Here is a 19682-nt window from a genome sequence, read left to right as displayed (position 1 = left end):
ACGCCAGTTGCTGGGGTATTGTCTACGCCAAACAGCTGCAACCAGACCTATCCCGAGGATGACATGAGCAACAGCCCCGACTTCACCACCCGCCGCCGTGTGCTGGCCGCCGCAGGCGCCCTGGCCGGCATCAGCCTGGTCAATGGCCGCGTCGCGTTCGCGCAACCCAAGCTGGGCCGCGTCGTCTATGGCCAGGGCAGCATCGACCCGTTCTTCGCCGCCGGCTATGTCGCGCTGAAGAAGGGCTATTTCGGTGAAGGCGGGCTGGAAGTCGAATACCTGAATTCGCAGAGCGGTCCGCGCACCAACCAGTTGCTGGCCGCGGGCCAGATCGTGTTCGGCGCCACCGCCGCCACGGCCGCTCCCGCGCTGACCCTCGCGGGCAAGCCCGCCACGCTGGTGTTCGGTTTTGACCGCAAGCTCACCTATGCCAACGTCATCGTGCGCCGCGAGGACTTCGAAAGCGGCAAGATCAAATCCCTGAAGGACCTGGCGGGCAAGCGCGTCGGCGCCACGCAGCCGCAGTCCAGCACCTGGCTGATGGCGTTGTACCTGATGCAGAAGGCTGGCGTGGCCGACAAGGTGGACATCCGCCCGCTCGGCGACCTGGCCACCATGCTGGGCGCGCTCAAGACAGGTTCCGTGTCTGCCAGCATGGCCACGATGTCCATGATGGAACAGGCCAAGCAGGAAGGCTGGGGCGTACCCATCTTCGATGCCACCACCGAAAGCTCGTGGAACGAGTTCATGGGCGGGGACGTGCCCGGTATCGCGGCCCTGACCTTGCAGGACACCATCCAGAAGCGCCCCGAAGTGGTGCAGGCTTTCGTGACCGCCCTGGTCCGGGCCCAGGACTTCATCAGCGCCAACAGCGCGGCCGCCGTCACCGACGCCATCTACGACGACTATCTGAACGCCTTCCCGCGCGCGGCCATCGAAAAGACGCTGGGCGTCTACAAGGAAACGGTGTTCCTGAAGGACAACATCATCACCCAGGACGCCTATGACCGCATGACGGCCATCATGGGCGACGGCCGGCAATTCTCCAACGATGAGCTCAAGACCGTGCCCTACGACCGTTGCGTGAACATGAGCTTCGTGCGCCGCGCCCGGGGCCTCTGATGATCACGCTGGACAAGGTGGGCAAGGCCTACCAGACGCGCCAGGCCACCACCCACGCGGTGGGCGAGGTCAGCCTGACGATCCCGGAAGGCGAGTTCGTTTCCATCGTGGGGCCGTCAGGCTGCGGCAAGAGCACGCTGCTGAACATGATCGCGGGTTTCCTGCGTCCCACCACGGGCACGATCCGCGTGGACGGCAATATCGTAGATGGGCAGGTGCCGCCGGCCCTGGGCTATATCTTCCAGAAGGACACCCTGCTCCCCTGGTTCAGCGTAAGGAAAAATGTGGCGCTGGGCCTGAAGTTCCAGGGTGTGTCCGCCGACAAGATCGAGCGCCGCGTGGCCGAGCTGCTGGAAATGGGCCACCTAAGCCAGTTCGCCGACGCCTTTCCGCATCAGCTGTCCGGCGGCATGCGGCGCCGCGTGGCCCTGCTGATGAGCCTCGCGGTGGAACCGCGCATCCTGCTGCTGGATGAGCCCTTCGGCGCGCTGGACACGCACACCAAGACGCATCTGCACCGCGAACTCATCGAGATCTGGCGCAAGCTGGGCCAGACCATCGTCATGGTCACGCACGACCTGGACGAAGCCATCCTGCTGTCGGACCGCGTGGTGGTGCTTTCCGGGCCGCCCAGCCGCGTGCTGCTGGACGAGCGCATCGAGATCCCGCATCCCCGCGACGTCTTCACGCTGCGCGAAACGCCGCAGTTCGTGACTCACGTGCAAAGCCTCTGGAGTGTGCTGGGACAGCAGTTCCGCGCCGCCGCCTGAACCGATACGCGTCATGACCCCGACTTATTCCGCCGACTCCCTGCAGGACCAGCTGCGGCTGGACCGCCGCGCAAGCATTGCGCGCCGGCTGCGCATCACGCTGTGGCAAGTGCTGATTCTTGCCTTCATCCTGGGTTCCTGGGAAATACTCACGCGCATCCCCTGGTTCGCCCAGAACACGCTGTTCGATCCGTTTTTCATCAGCCAGCCCTCGCGCGTGGCGGTCAGGCTATGGGAATGGCTGCAGCCCGGCCCGCGCTCGGTCTGGCCGCACCTGTGGCTGACCCTGCAGGCCACCATGGTGGGGCTGCTGGTGGGCGTGGGCAGCGGCTTCGTGGTGGGCATGACGCTCAGCCGCAGCCGCTTCCTGGCAGACGTGTTCAACCCATTCATCGTGGCGTTCAACTCGATGCCGCGCATCGCCTTCGTGCCGCTCATCACGATGTTCTTCGGGCTGGGGCTGGCCTCCAAGGTGGTGACGTCGTGGTTCGTGGTGTTCTTCCTGGTGTTTTTCAATACCTACAAGGGCGGGCGCAGTGTGGAACGCGAACTGGTGGATTTCTGCCGGACGCTGGGCGGTTCGCCGCGCCAGATCCTGTGGCGGGTCCGCATCCCGACCGCGGCCGCGTGGACCTTCGCCGCCTTGCCGAACGCCATCAGTTTCGCGTTGATCGGCGTGGTGCTGGCGGAGTTCGTTGGGTCGACCACGGGCATGGGCTACCTGATGATTACGGCACTGGCGACCCTGAACGCCACCGACATGTTCGCGGCGGTAACGCTGCTGTCCATCGTGGGCATCGCGCTGGTGTATTGCGTGACCTGGCTGGAGCGCCGGCTGCTGCACTGGGCGCCCGAGTTCCGAGAAGGCTGAGGACCACTGACATGAACACGCTACCGTATCTGCGCAACTTCGACCTGACGGGGCAAGTCGCCCTGGTGACCGGCTCGGCCCGCGGGCTGGGTTTCTGCATTGCGCGCGCGCTGGCCGGCTGCGGCGCGCGCGTGCTGATCAATGGCCGCAACACCGAGGCCGTCGCCGCGGCGGCGAGCGAGCTGGTGGAGGCAGGCCTGGACGCGCATCCGCTGCCCTTCGACATCAGCGACGATGCCGAAATGGAGCGCGCCTTCCAACACATAGACCGCGAGCACCGTCGCCTGGACATCCTCGTGAACAATGTCGGCGCACGCAATCGGAAGACCTTGCGCGACACCAGCCCCGCCGAGATCCGCGAACTGATCGACACCGACCTGGTCGCCGGCATGCTGCTCGCCAAATTCGCTGCCGAGCGCATGATGCGGCAGGGCAACGGCCGCCTGATCGCGATCACGTCGGTGGTGGGCGAGTTGGCGCGCTCGGGCGATGCGGTCTATCCGGCGGCCAAGCAAGGCCTGACTGGCATGATGCGCGCGCTGGCGGCGGAGTTCGGCCCGCATGGCATCACCAGCAATGCCATCGCCCCGGGCACCTTCGCCACGGAAACCAACGCGGCTATGGTCGCGGACCCGACAGTCGGGCCGCGCGTCGCTACGCGCAATCCGCTGGGCCGCTGGGGCGAACCGGAAGAAATCGCCGGGGCCGCCGTGTTCCTGGCCTCGCCCGCGGCGTCGTACGTGAACGGTCACGTGCTGGTGGTGGATGGCGGGCTGTCCATCCAGTTCTAGGGCATTTCTGCTTGGATTGTTGACCTGTGGTGTTGTGAGGTCGGGGTTCTCAGGCCGCCGGCGTCCGGACTGCGGGATTCCGATGCTCGCCCCAGGGGGGCTGCGCTTCGGATCCCTCCGACCGGCCTCCGGCTCACGGCATCTGCCCCATGAGCGAGCTTCAAGGCCATCGGCATCTGCCCATGAGTCGGGGGCAAAACAATGGCATGAGGCCGCTGTCAGCCGAGGACCCCGGAGCCATCCGAAGCGCAGCCCCAGGGGGGCGAGCATCGGAATGGCGCAGGGCAGCCTCGGCGGCTAAGAACCCCGGACAGAAACAACCCAGACACCCCACCGCACCGTCTGATCAGGTCGTTTCGTCCTGGTACCAGACGCCTTCGGCCAGCATCATCTTCTGATGCCCATGCCCGGCGGGCATCATCGGGAAGCAGTTCTCCTGCGCGGTGACCGCCACGTCCAGGAAGTAAGGGCCGTCGTGCGCCAGGCACTCGGCCAGCGCCTCGTCCAGCTTGGCGGGGTCGTCCACTCGGGCAGCGCCCCAGCCGAACGCTTTCGCCAGCGCCACAAAATCGGGCAGCGACGCGTTGTAGCTGTGGCTGTAGCGGCCGCCATGGATCAGTTCCTGCCACTGCCGCACCATGCCCATGTAGCCGTTGTTGCACAGTACGACCTTGACGGGGGTCTGGTGCTGCATGGCGGTGGACAGTTCCTGGATGTTCATCAGCACAGAGGCGTCGCCGCTGACGCACACCACGGTCTTGTCCGGATGGGCGACCTGCGCACCGATGGCAGCAGGCACGCCATAGCCCATGGTGCCGGCGCCGCCCGACGTCAACCAGCGGTTGGGTTTGTCGAAGCGCAGGTATTGAGCGGCCCACATCTGATGCTGGCCCACGTCTGTGGAAACGATGGCGTCCCGGTCCGACAGCGCGGCATTCAGGCGCGACATCAGGTGCTGCGGCAGGATCGCATCGGCCGCCGGGGTATAGCCCAGGCAGTCCTGGGCGCGCCAGGCGTCGATGCGCTTGTACCAGGGCGCCAGGCGCGCCGCGTCCAGGGGCTCGTCGCCCAGCTCTGCCCGCAACGCGCGCACCAGCGGCAGGCAATCGCCCACCAGCGCCACATCCACGCGCACCACCTTATTGATGGAGGCGGGATCGATGTCGATGTGGATCTTGCGCGCATGCGGGCAGAATTCCGACAGCTTGCCCGTGATGCGGTCGTCGAAGCGGGCGCCGATGCAGACCACCAGGTCCGCGTTGTGCATGGCCAGATTGGCTTCAACCGTGCCGTGCATGCCGAGCATGCCGACGAACTGCGGGTTGGACGCGGGAAAGGCGCCCAGGCCCATCAAGGTCAGGGTGCAAGGCGCGCCGGTGTGGCGCACCAGGTCGGTAAAGGCCTCGCAGGCTTCGGGGCCGGCGTTCACCAGGCCGCCCCCGCCGTAGAAAATGGGCCGCTTGGCCTGGGCAATCAGTGCGGCGGCGCGGCGCACGGCCGATTGCGGCAACTTGGGAGCCAGCTTGCCAGCTTGGCGGCGCGCGCGCAGCGCGGCCAACTTCTGCTGCGAAGGCAAGGCCAGCGCATCGTCGTCCGCGTCGCGCGGCACGGCCAGCTGCACATCCTTGGGGAAATCCACCAATACAGGGCCGGGGCGGCCCTGGCGGGTCAGTTCGAAGGCGCGCGCCACCACGCTGGCCACGTCATCCACCGAGCGGACCTGGGTATTCCACTTGGTCACCGAACGCGAGATGCCGATGGCGTCGCATTCCTGGAAGGCGTCGGTGCCGATGGCCGCCGTGGCGACCTGGCCGCTGATGCAAAGCACCGGGATCGAATCGCACATGGCGTCAAGCAGGCCGGAGGTGGTGTTGGCCATGCCGGGACCCGACGTAACGAAGACCACGCCCGGGCGACCGGTGCTGCGCGCATATCCTTCAGCGGCATGGACTGCGGCCTGTTCGTGGCGAACCAGCACGTGGCGCAGGCGCGGCTCGGCGTAGAGCGCGTCGTACAGCGGCAGCACCGCGCCGCCGGGATACCCGAAAATGGTATCCACACCGCACGCAATCAGCGTATCGAGCAGAATTTTCGCCCCGTTGTCGGCGGGGCGTTCAGTAGCGGCAAGCGCGGCGGCGGCGGTGGGGTGCAGGCGATCGTTCATGCTATCTATCTTATTCGTAGATCGGAAGAATATTTATCTTCTTTTCCACGAATAACCGATAGACGGAGTAAATTTATCTTTGATTTTAAGGAATCAAAGAAAATGAACCTGGACAAGTTTGATCTCGCCATACTCAAGGTGCTGCAGGACAACGCGCGCGCCAGCCTGAACGACATCGGCGCGGCCGTCGGCCTGTCGTCCACGCCCTGCTGGAACCGCATCAAACGCATGGAAAGCGCCGGCGTGATCCGCGGCTATACCGTAGACATCGACCCGGCCAGCCTGGGCTTCATGGACACGGTAATCGTCCACGTCACCCTGGAGAGCCACAGCGAGGAGACGCTGTACGAGTTTGGCCGGGCGCTGGCGCAGATTCCCGAGGTCCTGGAAGCCTTTCTGGTCTCGGGCGACTATGACTATTACATCCGTATCGCCGTGCGCGACACCCGCGACTACGAGCGGCTGTTGCGAGAACAGCTCTACCGCATTCCGGGGATTCGCCACAGCAAATCCTGCTTCGTATTGCGCCGGTTGAAGGAAACCAAGCTGCCGTTGACGGGTCTGGCGGAATAAGCGTCCTTCAGCGCAGCACGAAATCCACCGGGACGGCGGGCTCGGGCAGGGGCCGCACGCCCAGGCCTTCCAGCAGGTCGATTTCAATAACACGGGCCAGCGCCGACAGCGGCAGGTCGTTTTCGTCGTTACCGAACGGGTCTTCCAGTTCGTCGCCCACCGCATCCAAACCGAAGAAGGTGTAGGCAACGATGGTGACCGCCGCCGGCATCATGTAGTCCAGCGTGCCCACCAGGCCAAAGGGCAGCAGCAGGCAGAACAGCCAGGCCGTGCGATGCAGCAGCAGCGAATAGGCAAAGGGAGAAGGCGTGAACTTGATCCGCTCGCAGGCGGCCTGGATCGCGGCGCAGGCGGCCACGCGCTGGGTCAGGGCCTGGTACAGGATGTCGGTCAGCTCGCCGCGCCGCAGACAGGCCGCCAGGTCGCGGTTGATGGCCATGAGCAGGGCGTCGGGCACGTTGCGGCAACCGGCCAGGGCCTCGGCCTCGTCCTGCTGCACCCAGGGCCGCGCCGCGACGGCCATATCCTCTTGCCGCAGCCGCGCCGCCAGCGCATAGCCGAAGCCGATGCAACGGCGCACGATGCGCTCCTGCACCGGATTGGCGGTGCTGGCCGCCAGCAGCACCGCGCTTTCTCGCGCCAGGCTGCGCGCCTGCACGATCAATTCTCCCCATTGCTTGCGCGCTTCCCACCAGCGGTCGTAACAGACGTTGTTGCGAAAGCCCATGAACACGGACAGGGCCAGACCGAACAACGAAAACGGCACCGCCGACAAGTGGGCGGGCGAGAACCATTCCCGGTGGAACATCCACACCACGAAGCACGACAGCGCGGTGATGACCAGGATGCGGCTGAGGATTCGCGGGACGATGGAGCCGCGCAAGATAAAGAACAAAGCCAGCGCGGAAGGACGCGGACGGACAATCATGGTGTTAACCAGGAGGAACAAGGCGGCGCACACTATACGCCTATCAAACCGTCAAATAGGCGTCGATATAATTCTGTTTCGTCTCACCGCCACTTCCATCGAGCAATGACCAACGAAGACACCCCGATCAAGCCCTGGTATGTTGTCCGCCGCTCCAAGCTGCACGGCAACGGCGTCTTCGCCGCGCGCAAGATTCCCGCGGGTACGCGCATCATCGAGTACGGCGGCGAGCGCATCAGCGCCAAGGAAGCCGACCGCCGTCACCCGACCAATCCGGACGACCCCTTCCATACCTTCTTCTTCGCGCTCAGTACCGGCCGCGTGATCGACGGCGGCGACAACGGCAACGACGCCCGCTGGATCAACCATTCCTGCCAACCCAACTGCGAAGCGCAGGAAGGCAAGCACGGCAAGCGGGTCTACATCGTCGCGCTGCAGGACATCCCGCGCGGCACCGAATTGTCGTACGACTACGGCCTGGTGCTGGACGGCCGCATCACCAAGAAGCTGAAGGAAGGCTACCGCTGCCTCTGTGGCACGCCGCCGTGCCGGGGCACCATGCTGGCGCTGCCGGCCAAAAAGAAGAAGAAAGAAAAGGCCGACAAGCCCGAAGACGCAGCAACCGCCGAAGCCATCGCCTGATCGGTGCGGGGTCGGACCCCGCCACCGCTGAAAACCCCAGGCGCAGCACGCGTATTGCCGGCTCCGCTCCAGACAGGCGTACAATTCCGCAGGTCGTTAACACGACATGCAGTACGTCTTCAGGGCGGGGCGAAATTCCCCACCGGCGGTATGCCATGCAATGTGGCGAGCCCGCGAGCGCCCGGCGTCCTTTATGGATACCGGGGTCAGCAGATCTGGTGAGATGCCAGGGCCGACGGTCATAGTCCGGATGAGAGAAGATGTGCCGGCACAACCCCGGTAGCACCGGGCGCCTTTGCGCCTGGACTGCCGTATTGCGTTCGGCTGTCGAGTAGCCCTGAAACGTTTTTCGCCCCTATTAACTTGCGAGAGCGTTTCAAATGTCCAACGTTACCCTTACCCCGCAGTCTCCCATCCCCAGCCTGGCTTCGCAGCCCTTTGCCGCCCGCTTGCAGCGCGCCCTGCATCATCTGCGCCTGGGCCGCCCGATCATCCTCATGGACGACTTCGACCGCGAGAATGAAGCCGACCTGATCGTGGCCGCCGACAAGCTGACCGTGCCCGTCATGGCTCAGCTGATCCGCGACGGCAGCGGCATCGTCTGCCTGTGTCTGCCCGGCGAAACCCTGGACCGGCTGGAACTGCCACCCATGGTCCAGCGTAACCAGAGCCGCTTTGCCACCGCGTTCACCGTGTCCATCGAGGCGCGCGAGGGTGTCAGCACCGGCGTGTCGGCCGTGGACCGGGTCACGACCATCCGCGCCGCCATCTCGCCCACGGCGCAAAGCGACGACATCGTCAGCCCGGGCCATGTGTTCCCGCTGCGCGCCCAGCCGGGCGGCGTGCTGACCCGCCGCGGCCACACCGAAGGCTCGGTGGACCTGGCGGTGCTGGCAGGCCTGCGCCCGGCCGGCGTGCTGTGCGAACTGATGAATGCCGATGGCACGATGATGCGCGGCGCGGCCCTGGAGCGCTATGCCGCCCAGCACGGGCTGGTGGCGTTGACCATCGCCGAACTGGCCGACCATCTGCAACAGCTGAAGGACGGCCAGGCCGAAGCCATCGACGACGAAGTGCTGGAGATGGCCGCGACGGTCTGATCCGCGGGCAGGCGGCGCCGAGTCTGCGCCGCCTTGGGTATCAACGCCGTCCCTTGAGCGCCATGGCCACGACCATTGCCGCCAGCGCGCACGCGCCGCCCAACGCATACACCGCGCCGTAGCCTTGCGCCCCGGCCAACCAACCGGCCGCAGGGCTGCTCAGCCCCAAAGCGATATCCAGGAAAGCCACGTATGCGCCCATGGCAGTGCCACGGCTTGCCGCGGGCACACGGCGCACCGCTTCCACGCCAAAGGCCGGGAATGCCAACGAGTAGCCCGCGCCCGTCAATAGCGCGCCTGCATAGGCCCAGGCGGGCGTGGAGCCGGTCCAGATCAGCCATTGTCCCGCCGCCTCGATCAGCACGCAGATCAGCGCCACGCGCGCGCCGCCCAGTTTGTCGGGCAGGCCCGCGAAGAACACACGCGCCAGGATGAAGCCCGCGCCGAAGGCGGTAAACATCCATGCTGCGCCCTCCCAGCCCCGCTGCGAGAACAGCAGGCTCACAAACGCGGTGATCACCCCGAAGCCGACGCTGGCCAGGGCCAGCCCCGCGCCGGGCAGAAGCACCAGTCCCAGCACGCGATAGAAGGGCGTGCGCGCGCCTCCGGCGGCACGCACTCCTCGCAGGGGCAGCACCAGGGCCAGAGCCACCAGTGGAATCAACGCGGTGGCCCAGGCGATACCGGCGAAACCGGTGGCGCCATATAGCTGCATGCCGGCCGGCGCGCCCAGCGCGTAGGCGGCATAGATCGCCACGCCGACCCAGGCCATCACGCGGCCCGCATTCTGGGGGCCCACACGGCCCACGCCCCAGCTCAGGGCGCCGGTAACGATGAGGCTTTCAGCGCAGCCCATCAGCGCGCGTCCCGCCAAGAGCGCGGCCAGCGCCGCCTGCGGCCTGGCCGACAGGTCATCGGCCAGCAGATAGCACAGCCCCGCGACCGAGCCCAGCGCGAAACCACCCACTACCGCGCGCTTGGCGCCGCGGCGGTCGGCCAGCGAGCCCGCATAGGCGCGCGACAACAAGGCAGCGGCAAATTGCAGGCCCGCCACCACGCCGACGACCAGCGCGCCCAACGCCAATGTGCCGTCCACGTACAGTGGCAGCACCGGCATCGGCAGACCGATCATGAAGAACCCGACGAATACCGCCAGTGCCAGCGGCAGCACTTGCGCGAACACGGAGCGCACGGGCCCCTGGGCCGCGGGCATGGCCCCGGCCGTCGATGAATGCGACATTGAATTTCCTTAAGTGAGAGATGCGCAATCCGGAACCAGTTAGAAAACCGCCGATGGCATAATCGCCGTGTGCGGGCGATGAACCGGATTGCCTGCCGGAAATTTTATGAGCCATTGCTCATATTCGATACTCGCCTTTCACAGTACCCATGACCGCCATCCCCCAGCCCCGGAAATCGCCACGCCAGCTCAGGTCCCAGCACACCGTAGAGACGATTCTTCAAGCCACGGCTCGCGTTTTGGCCACGCACGGCTATGCGGGCACCAACACCAACCTGATCGCGGAGACCGCCGGCGTCAGCGTCGGTTCGCTGTATCAGTACTTTCCCAACAAGAATGCCCTGATCGCGGCGCTGCATAACCGCCACGACAACCAGATGCTGGATGTCATCGACGCGGTCCTGGACAGCAATCCCGCCGCCACGTTGCGCGAGCGCGTCGCCGCCATCGTCGAAGCGATGCTGCACGCCCACCTGCTGGAGCCCGCGTTGCACCGCGTGCTGGAACGGGAGTTTCCACTGTTCGACCAGTCGCATGAGCACAGCCGCGCGGACCAGGATATCCACAGGCGCATGCGCCATCTTCTGGAACTGCATCGCGCCGAAATCGCGCAGCAGGACCGCGATCTGGCGACCTATGTCGTCTTGCGCATCATGGAGTCACTGGTGCACGCGGCGGCGTTGGAACCGCCCGCGGGATTCTCGACACAGCAGCTGGAACAGGCGGTGGTCGATGCGGTGATGGGATACCTGGGCGAACCCGCCCCGCGCGCCGCACCGCGCAAGACGGCAAAGGCCCGCGGCTAGCCGCCACCGTGCACGGGCACGGGGCCTAGCGCCCTGGCGCCCGGGCCATCTGCGCCAGGCAGTCGGCGGCGCCGCCCGTGACAATGCGGGCGCTGCACGCCAACATGAGATTCAGGTTCAGGCCGAAGTCTTCCACGGTGTAGCCGTGCGCATCGACCATGCGCGACACGCCATCGTCGGCCGCCGCCCCCACCGCAACCTGGTCTATCAGCGTGCCCGCTTGGCCGGTATAGCCCCACACGGGCTTGCCGCAGGCAATCGCGTAACCGACTTCAAATGCGGTGCCGGAATCAGGCTCCGCGCCGCGGAACGGATTCAGGTTCGCCATCACCATATCCGCGCGCCGGATCAGGGCGACGTTCTCGCGATAGATCCATTGCGCCAACGCCAGCCCGGACAGATCCTGCGGCGCCTCGTTGTCCAACGGAAACAGGCCTTCGAACCCATAGGTGGCGCAAAGCGCCTTCAAACGCGTTCCGTGCGCCGCCGCATCGGGCAGGAACACGTCGAAACCCGCCAGATACACGCTGCGCATGACGATTACTCCGGATCGGAAACGTTAAAGGCTTCGCCGGTGGCGAAGAAAGAGCCACCCGCCACGTAGTGCACGGAACGGCGCTCGTCGTCGGGAAAATGCCAGCGGTTGCCCGAAAACGCTTCCGGCGCGGCCCACGCCGCCACGACTTCGCCGATGAAGAGATCGTAGGCCTGCTGGTTGTGCGGTTCGGGCACGACGCGGCATTCAAGCCAGCCCAGGCAGCCGCTGATGAGCGGAGCGCCGATCTTGCTGGCGGGAAAAGTCGTCAGGCCGCTGGCCTGGAACTTATCTTCGTCGCGGCCGGAATTCGTGCCCACCAGCAGCGTGGCGCGGGCCTGTGCCCGCGACGGGATGCACAGCGCGAATTCGCCCGACGCTTCGATCAGGCCGCGCGTGTAGGTGTTCTTATCCACAACCACCAGCATCTTGGGCGGACTGAAATCCAGTGGCATGGCCCACGCCGCCGCCATGACGTTGCGCGCATCGCCGTGCGCGCTGGTCACCAGCACCGTGGGACCGTGGTTCAGCAGAAGATAGGCGCGGGACAGTTCTACGGGTTCGATGCTGGACATGCGGCGCTTCCTAGAACATGCCGTTCTTGTTGGCCGGATTCTCGGGGATTTCCTGGCTCACGTCCCAGTGCTCGACGATCTTGCCGTTATCCACACGGAAGATGTCCATGACGGCCTGGCCGCGGTCTTCCGGCGAATCGCGCCACAAGTTGTGGATAACCACCAGGTCGCCCTCGGCGATCACGCGCTTGATCTCGACGATGGACTGCGGGTGCTGCTCGAAATACGCGGGGAAGAAATCCACCAACGGTCCGACGCCGTCCTGCATGTAGGGATTGTGCTGCGTGTAGTTCGGGCTCACGTACAGGCGCACGGCCTCGTCGATGTCGCGATCCTGGAACATCATGCGAAAGAACGCCACCACGAGGTCCTTGTTGGACTGAGGCGGCGCGGCGCTTGCAGGCACGGCCGCTACGCACGAGACGGCAACCAGCATACAGAGGGCCAACGATTTCAACTTCATACGCATACGGAGCAAACTCAGGTGTCGGAACGCCGGCTGGCGGTGTGCCAGTTTACAAACAAAAACATGGATTCCGGCCCTTACCCCGAATGAAAAAGAGGCCTCTCATCGAGGCCTCTTCCTGCTTGCAGGCTGCTGTCGGCTGACCGATCAATAGCCGACGGTATAGCGGCGGCGCGAGTGCTTGGGCGCTTCAAGCTCATCGACCAGCGCGATGGCGTAGTCTTCCATCGAGATCCAGCTCTTGCCTTCGTCATCGGCCAGCAAGGTGTCGTCGCCCAGCCGGAACTTGCCGGTGCGCTCGCCCGGCTCGAACAGCGCGGAAGGCGACAGAAAGGTCCAGTTCAGCACTTTTTCTTGGCGCAAGGCGTCAAGGAAGACCACGCCGGCGCGGGCCTCGGGCTTGTAGGCGTCGGGGAATTCGGGAGTGTCGATCAGCATCTTGCCGGGCGCGACCAGCAGGCTGCCCGCGCCGCCCACCACCAACAGGCGCGGCACGCCCGCATCCTTCACCGCGCTCAACAGCGGCTTGGCATCGGAAGACACGAAGCGGGATGCGCTGATGACGGCGTCGTGGCCCGTCAGCAACGAAGTCAGCGCTTGCGGGTCGGTGGCGTCACCCTGCTTGACGGTCAGGCCGGGCTGAGGATTCACGTCGGACAGGTTGCGGGCGATGCCCGTGACCTGATGACCGCGCTTGAGCAATTCGTCAGCCACGCGCGAGCCCACGCGGCCGGTAATTCCGATCAATGCAACTTTCATGGTCTTGCTCCTTGGGAAGGGAAAGCCCGGGCCGCCGCGACTTGCGGCGTTACGCGCCCCGGCTCAGGCAAAGCCATACTATTCGTTCAAATCCGATCAAAAAACCCGTAAAACTGGACGAGTTTTTTGCATTTTGTGCATCAATAGCGGGAAAGCGCGGATGGAACGGGACAAAGCGGCGGTCTGCCGGGGCGGACCACGCCTGCCAGTGCCAGTGTGCTCCCGGCGGCCCCGGTTGAACAGGGGCCCCCGGGAACAGGCATCAAGCCGCGGCGCGGCGCGCCTGGTAGACCTGCAGATGCGCATATGCCGTGCGCAGCGCGGTCGCGTCCACGCCCAGGGTGCGGGCGCGGCGGACCATGTCGCCAACGATGTGATCCGCCTCGACGGGCAGGCCCTGGCTCAGGTCGCGGAACATCGAGGCCGTCATCGGTTGGGTGCGGTCGGTCAGCAGCTTGCGCGCCGACGCGTCCGCTTCCGCGCGCACCGCATGGCCCGAGGCGGCGGCAACCGCCTGCGATTCCTGCAGCAGCCCGGTCAGGATGTCGATGCCGTCGTCGGTGGAAGCGATCTGTCCGACCGTGCCGCGCATCAGGCAGGTGGCCGCGGCCAGCGTCGTCAGGAACACGTATTTTTCCCAGATGTCCTGGTAGATGTCGGTGCTCAGGCGGCTGACGTATTCGCCGCCGGCCAGGGCCTGTTCCAATGCTTCGCAGCGCGCGCTGCGGGCGGGGCCGGCGCGCTCGCCGAAAACGATGCTGGCATGCTTGCCCAGGTGCACCACCTCGCCATCCGCGCCCAGCGTGGCGTTGATCTGGCACAGGCCGCCCAGCACCCGGTGCGGCTCGAACTCGCGGTCCAGCACGTCGTACTGAAGCACGCCGTTCATGATGGGTAGCACCGCGGTATCCGGACCGACCGCGGGGCGGATGGCCTCGATGGCGCTGGCCAGGTCATAGGCCTTGCAGCTCAGCACCACCACGTCGTAGCTGCCTTGCAGGGTCTGGTGCGTGACCAGCTGAGGATGCAGCGTGGCGTCGCCCAACGGGCTTTTGATGCGCAGGCCCTGTTCGCGGATCCGTGCGGCGCGCGGCTCGCGCACCAGAAAGGTCACGTCCGCGCCCGCCTGGGCCGCGCGCCCGCCGAAATACCCGCCGGTGCCGCCGGCGCCCAAGAACAAAATCCGCATGCCTGTCTCTCCGTGTTGGCTGCCCGCCGTCCGCGCGGGCTCATGGCGGAATTATGCGCCTTGCGGGGGCAGCGGGTGTTCGTGCTCCTGCCAGGCTTGGTAACCGCCGCGCAAGGCCCAGGTCTTGGGATAGCCCGCGGCGCGCAGCCGCGACGCCAGCAGCGCGGCCGACACCTCGTTGGGGCAGGCGCAGTACACGACGATGTCCGAATCCAGCGCCTCGGCATTTAGTGACGGCAAGGGCGCCTTCAGATCCACGGCGATGGCGCCGGGGATGCGCTGCTCTTCGCGCAACGCTTCGGGACGCACATCGAAGACCAGCGCGTTGCGGCCGTCCTGGCGCCATTGCATCAGTTCGTCCACCGACAGGCGTGGAATCACACGCAGGCTGCGCAGCAGGATACGCCGGCGCAGGAAGCGCGCCAGGATGTACAGCGCCAGCACGGCCGCAAGCACGCCCAGTCCCATCGCGCCGTAGGTGCCCAGGATCTCCAGGACGTCATTCACCACGTTATGGAACAGGCCGCCCAGCAGCAGGGCCGAGCCCGACCAGATCAGGGATCCAACCAGGTCGTAGCCCAGGAAACGACGGTAGGGCGTGCCCGTCAGTCCCGCCATGACCGTGGACAAGGCGCCCGCGCCCGGCAGGAATTTGCACACCAGCAACGCGCGCACGCCGATGCGCAAGTACAGGCGCTGCGTCTGCCGGATGCAGGAATCCTGCGATAGCGACATCTTGCAGATCACGCCCAGCAGGCGCGAGCCGTAGCGCTGGCCCGCCGCATACCAGAGGCTGTCGGCCAGCAGGCAGGCGACGGTGGCGGCCAGCCAGGGAGTGAGCCACCCGCCCGCGCCAGCCAGCGCCCCCGCGGCGATCAGCATGGGGTAGGCGGGCACCGGCAGGCCGGCCTGCTCGACCAGCACATTGGCGAACACCAGCCACCCGCCGTACTGTTCCAGCAGCAGTTGTATATCTTGCATCGGGTCTTCCAGCTTGCCGCGCCACGCGCGCGGCTCATGTATGCGATTTTAGGCGCGCGGACCCTGGATGGGGGGGCTGGCGGCCGCAACGGGGCGTTCCACGCGCGTCCTGTCCACCCCGTGGGACGGCGCGCACCGCCGTGGTGCCACCAATCCCCGCCAGGGTGCCTATAATCCTGCCCGGCCATCAGGTTTCCCCGACTTGTCGCGGGAACGCCCCATGGCATACAACTTGCTTCGCCAGGGCTGGCTGCGAACCCGACCATTCGGATGGGGCGCGTCTCCTGGCGCTCCCATCCGATGACCGATCCCACGCCTTCGTTTCCGTACGCTAGTCCCGGCACGCCTGCCGGCGACCGTCTTATGGAACCGGGCCGGGGCAACGCGCGCGCTCACGCCGCGCGCGGGCCGGCGCCAAGCGCGCATCGTCTCCAATCCCTATCCCTTTCCCTTTCCCTCCCCGCGTAGGAGTCACCCGCATGAAAGCCTTTTCCACCCCGTCCGTCGCCGGCATCGCCCGCCGCGGCCTGCTCAAGCTGGCCGTGGCCGCCGCTGGCGCGCTGCTGTTCTCGGGCGCAGCCCAGGCCCAGGCGCCCGCCAAGACCAAGGTTGCCGCCATCTACACGGTGCCGGTCGAACAGCAATGGGTGTCGCGTATCCACAAGGCGCTGGTCGCGGCGCGCGATCGCGGTGAGATCGAATACACGTTCTCGGAAAACGTCACGAACGCCGACTACGAGCGCGTGATGCGCCAGTATGCCGAACAGGGCAACAAGCTGGTGGTGGGCGAGGCCTTTGCGGTGGAAGCCGCTGCCCGCAAGGTGGCCAAGGACTATCCGCAAACCGCTTTCCTGATGGGATCTTCGGGCAAGCCTCAGCAGCCCAACTTCTCGGTGTTCGACAACTACATCCAGGAACCCGCCTACCTGACCGGCATGATCGCCGGCGGCATGAGCAAGACCGGCAAGATCGGCCTGGTGGGCGGCTACCCCATTCCCGAAGTGAACCGCCTGATGCACGCCTTCATCGAAGGCGCCAAGGAAGTGAACCCGCAGAGCGAATTCACCGTAACCTTCATCGGTTCGTGGTTCGATCCCCCGAAGGCCAAGGAAGCCGCCTTCGCCATGATCGACAAGGGCGCGGACGTGCTCTATGCCGAACGCTTCGGCGTTTCCGACGCCGCCAAGGAACGCGGCAAGCTGGCCATCGGCAACGTGATCGACACGCAGCAGCAGTATCCCGAAACCGTGGTGGCCTCGGCGCTGTGGAGCATGGAGCCCACCATCGAAGAAGCGCTCAAGCAGGTGCGCGCCGGCACGTTCAAGGCCGATGACTACGGCCAGTACTCGCTGATGAAGCACAAGGGCTCCTCGCTCGCCCCCCTGGGCACCTTCGAAAGCAAGATCCCCGCCGACCTGATCGCCAAGGTGCAGGCCAAGCAGAAAGCCATCCTGGACGGCAGCTTCGCCGTCAAGGTCAACGACAAAGAACCCAAGTCCTCGGCACGATGAACCAAGCGCCTCTCGCCCTGCAACTCGCAGGGATCACCAAACGCTTTGGCAGCCTGACGGCCAACGACGACATATCGCTCACGCTGCGCCAGGGCGAAGTGTTGGCCTTGCTGGGTGAGAACGGCGCCGGCAAATCGACCCTGGTATCCATCCTGTTCGGCCATTACGTGGCCGACGCGGGCAGTATCGAAGTCTTCGGCCTGTCCCTGCCCGCCGGCCGGCCCGACGCCGCGCTGGCGGCCGGCGTCGGCATGGTGCATCAGCACTTCACGCTGGCCGACAACCTGACCGTGCTCGACAACATCATGGTCGGCACGGAATCGCTGTGGAAGCTGGCGTCCGGGCGCGGCAAGGCGCGGCAGCGCCTGGTCGAACTCGGCCAACGCTTCGGCCTGGGCGTGGATCCGGATGCGCGCGTGGGCACGCTGTCGGTCGGCGAGAAGCAGCGGGTGGAAATCCTGAAGGCGCTGTATCGCGGCGCGCGCATCCTGATCCTGGACGAGCCGACCGCCGTGCTCACGCCGCAGGAAGTGCAGGACCTGTTCGCGACCTTGCGCGGCTTCGTCGACGAAGGCCTGGCCGTGATCTTCATCTCGCACAAGCTGGACGAGGTAATGGCGGTGTCCAGCCGCGTGGCGGTGCTGCGCCAGGGCAAGCTGGTGGCCGAACGCGAGACCGCCAGCACCAGTCCCGCAGAACTGGCCGAACTGATGGTGGGCCGCAAGGTTGTCATGCCGCATGCGGAAGCCGTGGCCGCCGCCGAGCAGGCTGCGCCTGTGGTAACGCTGTCGCAAGTCACCGTGCGCGACGGCCGCGACGGCGCGACGCGCCTGGATAGCCTGGACCTGGTTATCCACAAGCATGAAATCGTGGCGATCGCGGGCGTGGCCGGCAACGGCCAGCAGGCGCTGGTGTCGGTGCTGACCGGCCTGCGCCAACCCACGGACGGCACAATCCGCCTGGGCCCCGAACATGCGGCTGCCCCCACAACGCCGGCCGGCTGGACCGCCGCGCACGTGGGCCGCATTCCGGAAGACCGCCACGGCGAAGGCGTGATCGGCGACAGCCCGTTATGGGAAAACGCCATCGTCGAAGACCTGAAGGACCCGCGCTTCGCGCGCTGGGGCCTGATCCGCGCGCGCGCCGGCCGCGCCTACGCCCAGGCCCTGGCCAAGCAGTTCGACGTGCGCGCCGCATCGCTCGACGTGCGCACGCGCAGCCTGTCCGGCGGCAATATGCAGAAGCTGATCCTGGGCCGCACGCTCGCGCGCGAACCGCGCTTCATCGTGGCCGACCAGCCCACCTGGGGCCTGGACATCGGCGCGGTTGCCTATGTGCGCGAACAGCTCCTGGCGGCGCGCACGCGCGGCGCTGGCGTGCTGCTGGTCTCCGAGGACCTGGAAGAGATCTTCGCGCTTGCCGACCGCATCGCCGTGCTTTGCGGCGGCAAGCTGATCGCCGTGAAACCGGTGTCCGAATGGACGCCCGCCACGGTGGGCCTGGCCATGACAGGCACACGGGGATGACAGCCCGTTCCCTTCCGCGCGACTCCACCTCCTATCGAGCATTACTCGCATGAAACTGATCCTGGAACGCCGTCCGGAGCCCAGCCGCCTGGCGCTGGCCGTGGCGCCCTTCGCGGCCATCGCCTTCACGCTGGCGGTCTGCACCCTTCTGGTGGCCTGGGCCGGCGCCCCCGTGGGCCGCACCTACGCCTTGCTGTTCGAAGGCGCGTTCGGTTCGCGCTTCGCGTTGTCGGAAACGCTGACCCGAGCCACCCCGCTGATGCTGACCGGCCTGGCTTGCGCCGTGGCGTTCCGCGCGCGCTTCTACAACATCGGCGCCGAAGGCCAGCTGTACCTGGGCGCGCTCGCCGCGGTCGCGGTGGGCGGCCTGCACGACGGCACAGGCTTCGACCTGCCCGTGCCGGCGCTCTTTGCCGGCATGATGCTGGCGGCGGCGCTGGCTGGCGCCTTGCTGCTGCTGATTCCCGCCCTCCTCAAGACCCGGCTGGGCGTGGATGAAGTGGTGACGACGCTGCTGGGCAACTTCATCGTGCTGCTGTTCGTATCGATGATGCTGGACGGCCCCATGAAGGATCCCATGGCCATGGGCTGGCCGCAGTCCGTGGCCCTCAATGGCGATCTGGAACTCGGCAAGCTGATCGAGCGCACGCGCGCCCACACCGGCCTGCTATGGGCGGCGGGCCTGGCGCTGGGACTGTGGTTGTTGAATCGCTACACGGTATTCGGTTTCCAGATGCGCGCGGTCGGCGCCAATGCGCATGCCTCCCGCTTCCTGGGGCTGCCCGTGAACCGCGTGATGCTGGGCACCGCCATGCTGTCGGGCGCGCTGGCCGGCCTGGCCGGCGCGATCGAAGTGGCCGGCCGCACGGGCTACGTCACGCTGGACATGTCTCCGGGCTATGGCTACACCGGCGTGGTGGTCGCCATGCTTGCCGGCCTGCATCCGTTGGGCGTGATCCTGGCCAGCCTGTTCGTCGCCGGCATGCTGGTGGGCGCGGACAGCATGAGCCGCGCCATCGCGGTGCCGAACTACATCGCCGACGTCATCGTCGCCACTTCGTTGCTCGCCATGCTGGTCGCGACGCTATTCGCGCAGTACCGCCTGCGCCGCAACCGGGCCTGAGGAGCGCGCC

General features: G+C 66.2%; 20 protein-coding genes and 1 riboswitch. Of the genes, 11 read left to right on the top strand and 9 right to left on the bottom strand.

Features of this window, described 5'->3' with window-relative positions; genetic code table 11:
• The first annotated feature begins 63 nt into the window (after window positions 1-63).
• Genes VCS63_RS03310 through VCS63_RS03295 form a run of 4 tightly spaced genes read left to right on the top strand, consistent with a single transcriptional unit; the run spans window position 64 to window position 3554 of the window.
• On the top strand, window positions 64-1122 hold the full coding sequence (locus VCS63_RS03310) for an ABC transporter substrate-binding protein (RefSeq protein ID WP_042795812.1): 1059 nt from the start codon (window positions 64-66) through the stop codon (window positions 1120-1122).
• Window positions 1122-1892, top strand: a complete 771-nt coding sequence (locus VCS63_RS03305) for an ABC transporter ATP-binding protein (RefSeq protein WP_042795813.1) — start codon at window positions 1122-1124, stop codon at window positions 1890-1892. The genes VCS63_RS03310 and VCS63_RS03305 overlap by 1 nt, the downstream gene beginning before the upstream one ends.
• Window positions 1893-1905: 13 nt before the next feature.
• Window positions 1906-2763, top strand: coding sequence for an ABC transporter permease (locus tag VCS63_RS03300; RefSeq protein WP_042795814.1), 858 nt, complete (start codon window positions 1906-1908; stop codon window positions 2761-2763).
• An 11-nt stretch (window positions 2764-2774) separates the two neighbouring features.
• A complete protein-coding gene (locus VCS63_RS03295; RefSeq protein WP_042795815.1) occupies window positions 2775-3554 on the top strand; it encodes an SDR family oxidoreductase in 780 nt (259 codons plus the stop codon).
• 346 nt (window positions 3555-3900) lie between these two features.
• Here the strand turns inward: VCS63_RS03295 and ilvB are convergent, their stop codons facing one another.
• Window positions 3901-5727, bottom strand: a complete 1827-nt coding sequence (gene ilvB / locus VCS63_RS03290) for a biosynthetic-type acetolactate synthase large subunit (RefSeq protein ID WP_088607614.1) — start codon at window positions 5725-5727, stop codon at window positions 3901-3903.
• A 93-nt stretch (window positions 5728-5820) separates the two neighbouring features.
• Between ilvB and VCS63_RS03285 the strand changes: the two genes are divergently transcribed.
• On the top strand, window positions 5821-6291 hold the full coding sequence (locus VCS63_RS03285) for an Lrp/AsnC family transcriptional regulator (RefSeq protein WP_013390823.1): 471 nt from the start codon (window positions 5821-5823) through the stop codon (window positions 6289-6291).
• A gap of 7 nt (window positions 6292-6298) precedes the next feature.
• Here VCS63_RS03285 and VCS63_RS03280 read toward each other — a convergent pair whose 3' ends face one another.
• Window positions 6299-7219: a bestrophin family protein gene (locus VCS63_RS03280; protein ID WP_042797469.1), complete on the bottom strand. Its 921-nt coding sequence runs from the start codon at window positions 7217-7219 to the stop codon at window positions 6299-6301.
• Window positions 7220-7324: 105 nt separating this feature from the next.
• Between VCS63_RS03280 and VCS63_RS03275 the strand changes: the two genes are divergently transcribed.
• Window positions 7325-7861, top strand: coding sequence for an SET domain-containing protein (locus tag VCS63_RS03275; RefSeq protein ID WP_063961594.1), 537 nt, complete (start codon window positions 7325-7327; stop codon window positions 7859-7861).
• A gap of 111 nt (window positions 7862-7972) precedes the next feature.
• A riboswitch (FMN riboswitch) is annotated at window positions 7973-8127 on the top strand.
• 114 nt (window positions 8128-8241) lie between these two features.
• Complete coding sequence (gene ribB, locus VCS63_RS03270) at window positions 8242-8961, top strand: 3,4-dihydroxy-2-butanone-4-phosphate synthase (RefSeq protein WP_063961595.1); 720 nt, start codon at window positions 8242-8244, stop codon at window positions 8959-8961.
• A 40-nt stretch (window positions 8962-9001) separates the two neighbouring features.
• Here the strand turns inward: ribB and VCS63_RS03265 are convergent, their stop codons facing one another.
• Window positions 9002-10201, bottom strand: coding sequence for an arabinose transporter (locus VCS63_RS03265; protein WP_076816894.1), 1200 nt, complete (start codon window positions 10199-10201; stop codon window positions 9002-9004).
• Window positions 10202-10350: 149 nt separating this feature from the next.
• Here VCS63_RS03265 and VCS63_RS03260 point away from each other — a divergent pair, with 149 nt between their 5' ends.
• Window positions 10351-11007, top strand: a complete 657-nt coding sequence (locus VCS63_RS03260; protein WP_323878401.1) for a TetR/AcrR family transcriptional regulator — start codon at window positions 10351-10353, stop codon at window positions 11005-11007.
• 25 nt (window positions 11008-11032) lie between these two features.
• Here the strand turns inward: VCS63_RS03260 and VCS63_RS03255 are convergent, their stop codons facing one another.
• From VCS63_RS03255 to VCS63_RS03230, 6 genes are all read right to left on the bottom strand, one after another.
• A complete protein-coding gene (locus VCS63_RS03255) occupies window positions 11033-11542 on the bottom strand; it encodes a nucleoside 2-deoxyribosyltransferase (protein WP_042795820.1) in 510 nt (169 codons plus the stop codon).
• Window positions 11543-11547: 5 nt separating this feature from the next.
• A complete protein-coding gene (locus tag VCS63_RS03250; RefSeq protein WP_063639145.1) occupies window positions 11548-12117 on the bottom strand; it encodes a flavin reductase family protein in 570 nt (189 codons plus the stop codon).
• Window positions 12118-12127: 10 nt separating this feature from the next.
• A complete protein-coding gene (locus VCS63_RS03245) occupies window positions 12128-12586 on the bottom strand; it encodes a nuclear transport factor 2 family protein (protein WP_082884461.1) in 459 nt (152 codons plus the stop codon).
• 144 nt (window positions 12587-12730) lie between these two features.
• On the bottom strand, window positions 12731-13342 hold the full coding sequence (locus VCS63_RS03240; protein WP_076816888.1) for an NAD(P)-dependent oxidoreductase: 612 nt from the start codon (window positions 13340-13342) through the stop codon (window positions 12731-12733).
• 262 nt (window positions 13343-13604) lie between these two features.
• Complete coding sequence (panE, locus tag VCS63_RS03235; RefSeq protein WP_042795823.1) at window positions 13605-14531, bottom strand: 2-dehydropantoate 2-reductase; 927 nt, start codon at window positions 14529-14531, stop codon at window positions 13605-13607.
• A gap of 51 nt (window positions 14532-14582) precedes the next feature.
• Entirely contained in the window at window positions 14583-15512 is a 930-nt protein-coding gene (locus tag VCS63_RS03230; RefSeq protein ID WP_323878397.1) for a DedA family protein/thiosulfate sulfurtransferase GlpE, read from the bottom strand.
• A gap of 479 nt (window positions 15513-15991) precedes the next feature.
• Between VCS63_RS03230 and VCS63_RS03225 the strand changes: the two genes are divergently transcribed.
• Genes VCS63_RS03225 through VCS63_RS03215 form a run of 3 tightly spaced genes read left to right on the top strand, consistent with a single transcriptional unit; the run spans window position 15992 to window position 19672 of the window.
• Complete coding sequence (locus VCS63_RS03225) at window positions 15992-17023, top strand: BMP family protein (RefSeq protein WP_323878395.1); 1032 nt, start codon at window positions 15992-15994, stop codon at window positions 17021-17023.
• Complete coding sequence (locus VCS63_RS03220; protein ID WP_063639140.1) at window positions 17020-18549, top strand: ABC transporter ATP-binding protein; 1530 nt, start codon at window positions 17020-17022, stop codon at window positions 18547-18549. Before VCS63_RS03225 ends, VCS63_RS03220 begins: the two co-directional genes overlap by 4 nt.
• Window positions 18550-18598: 49 nt before the next feature.
• A complete protein-coding gene (locus VCS63_RS03215; protein WP_063639139.1) occupies window positions 18599-19672 on the top strand; it encodes an ABC transporter permease in 1074 nt (357 codons plus the stop codon).
• The last annotated feature ends 10 nt before the right edge of the window (window positions 19673-19682 follow it).

Source organism: Achromobacter sp. D10, from assembly GCF_035282245.1.
Classification (GTDB): domain Bacteria; phylum Pseudomonadota; class Gammaproteobacteria; order Burkholderiales; family Burkholderiaceae_B; genus Achromobacter; species Achromobacter insolitus.
Note: the sequence above shows the minus strand (reverse complement) of the source record. Positions and strands in the feature narration are given on the sequence as shown.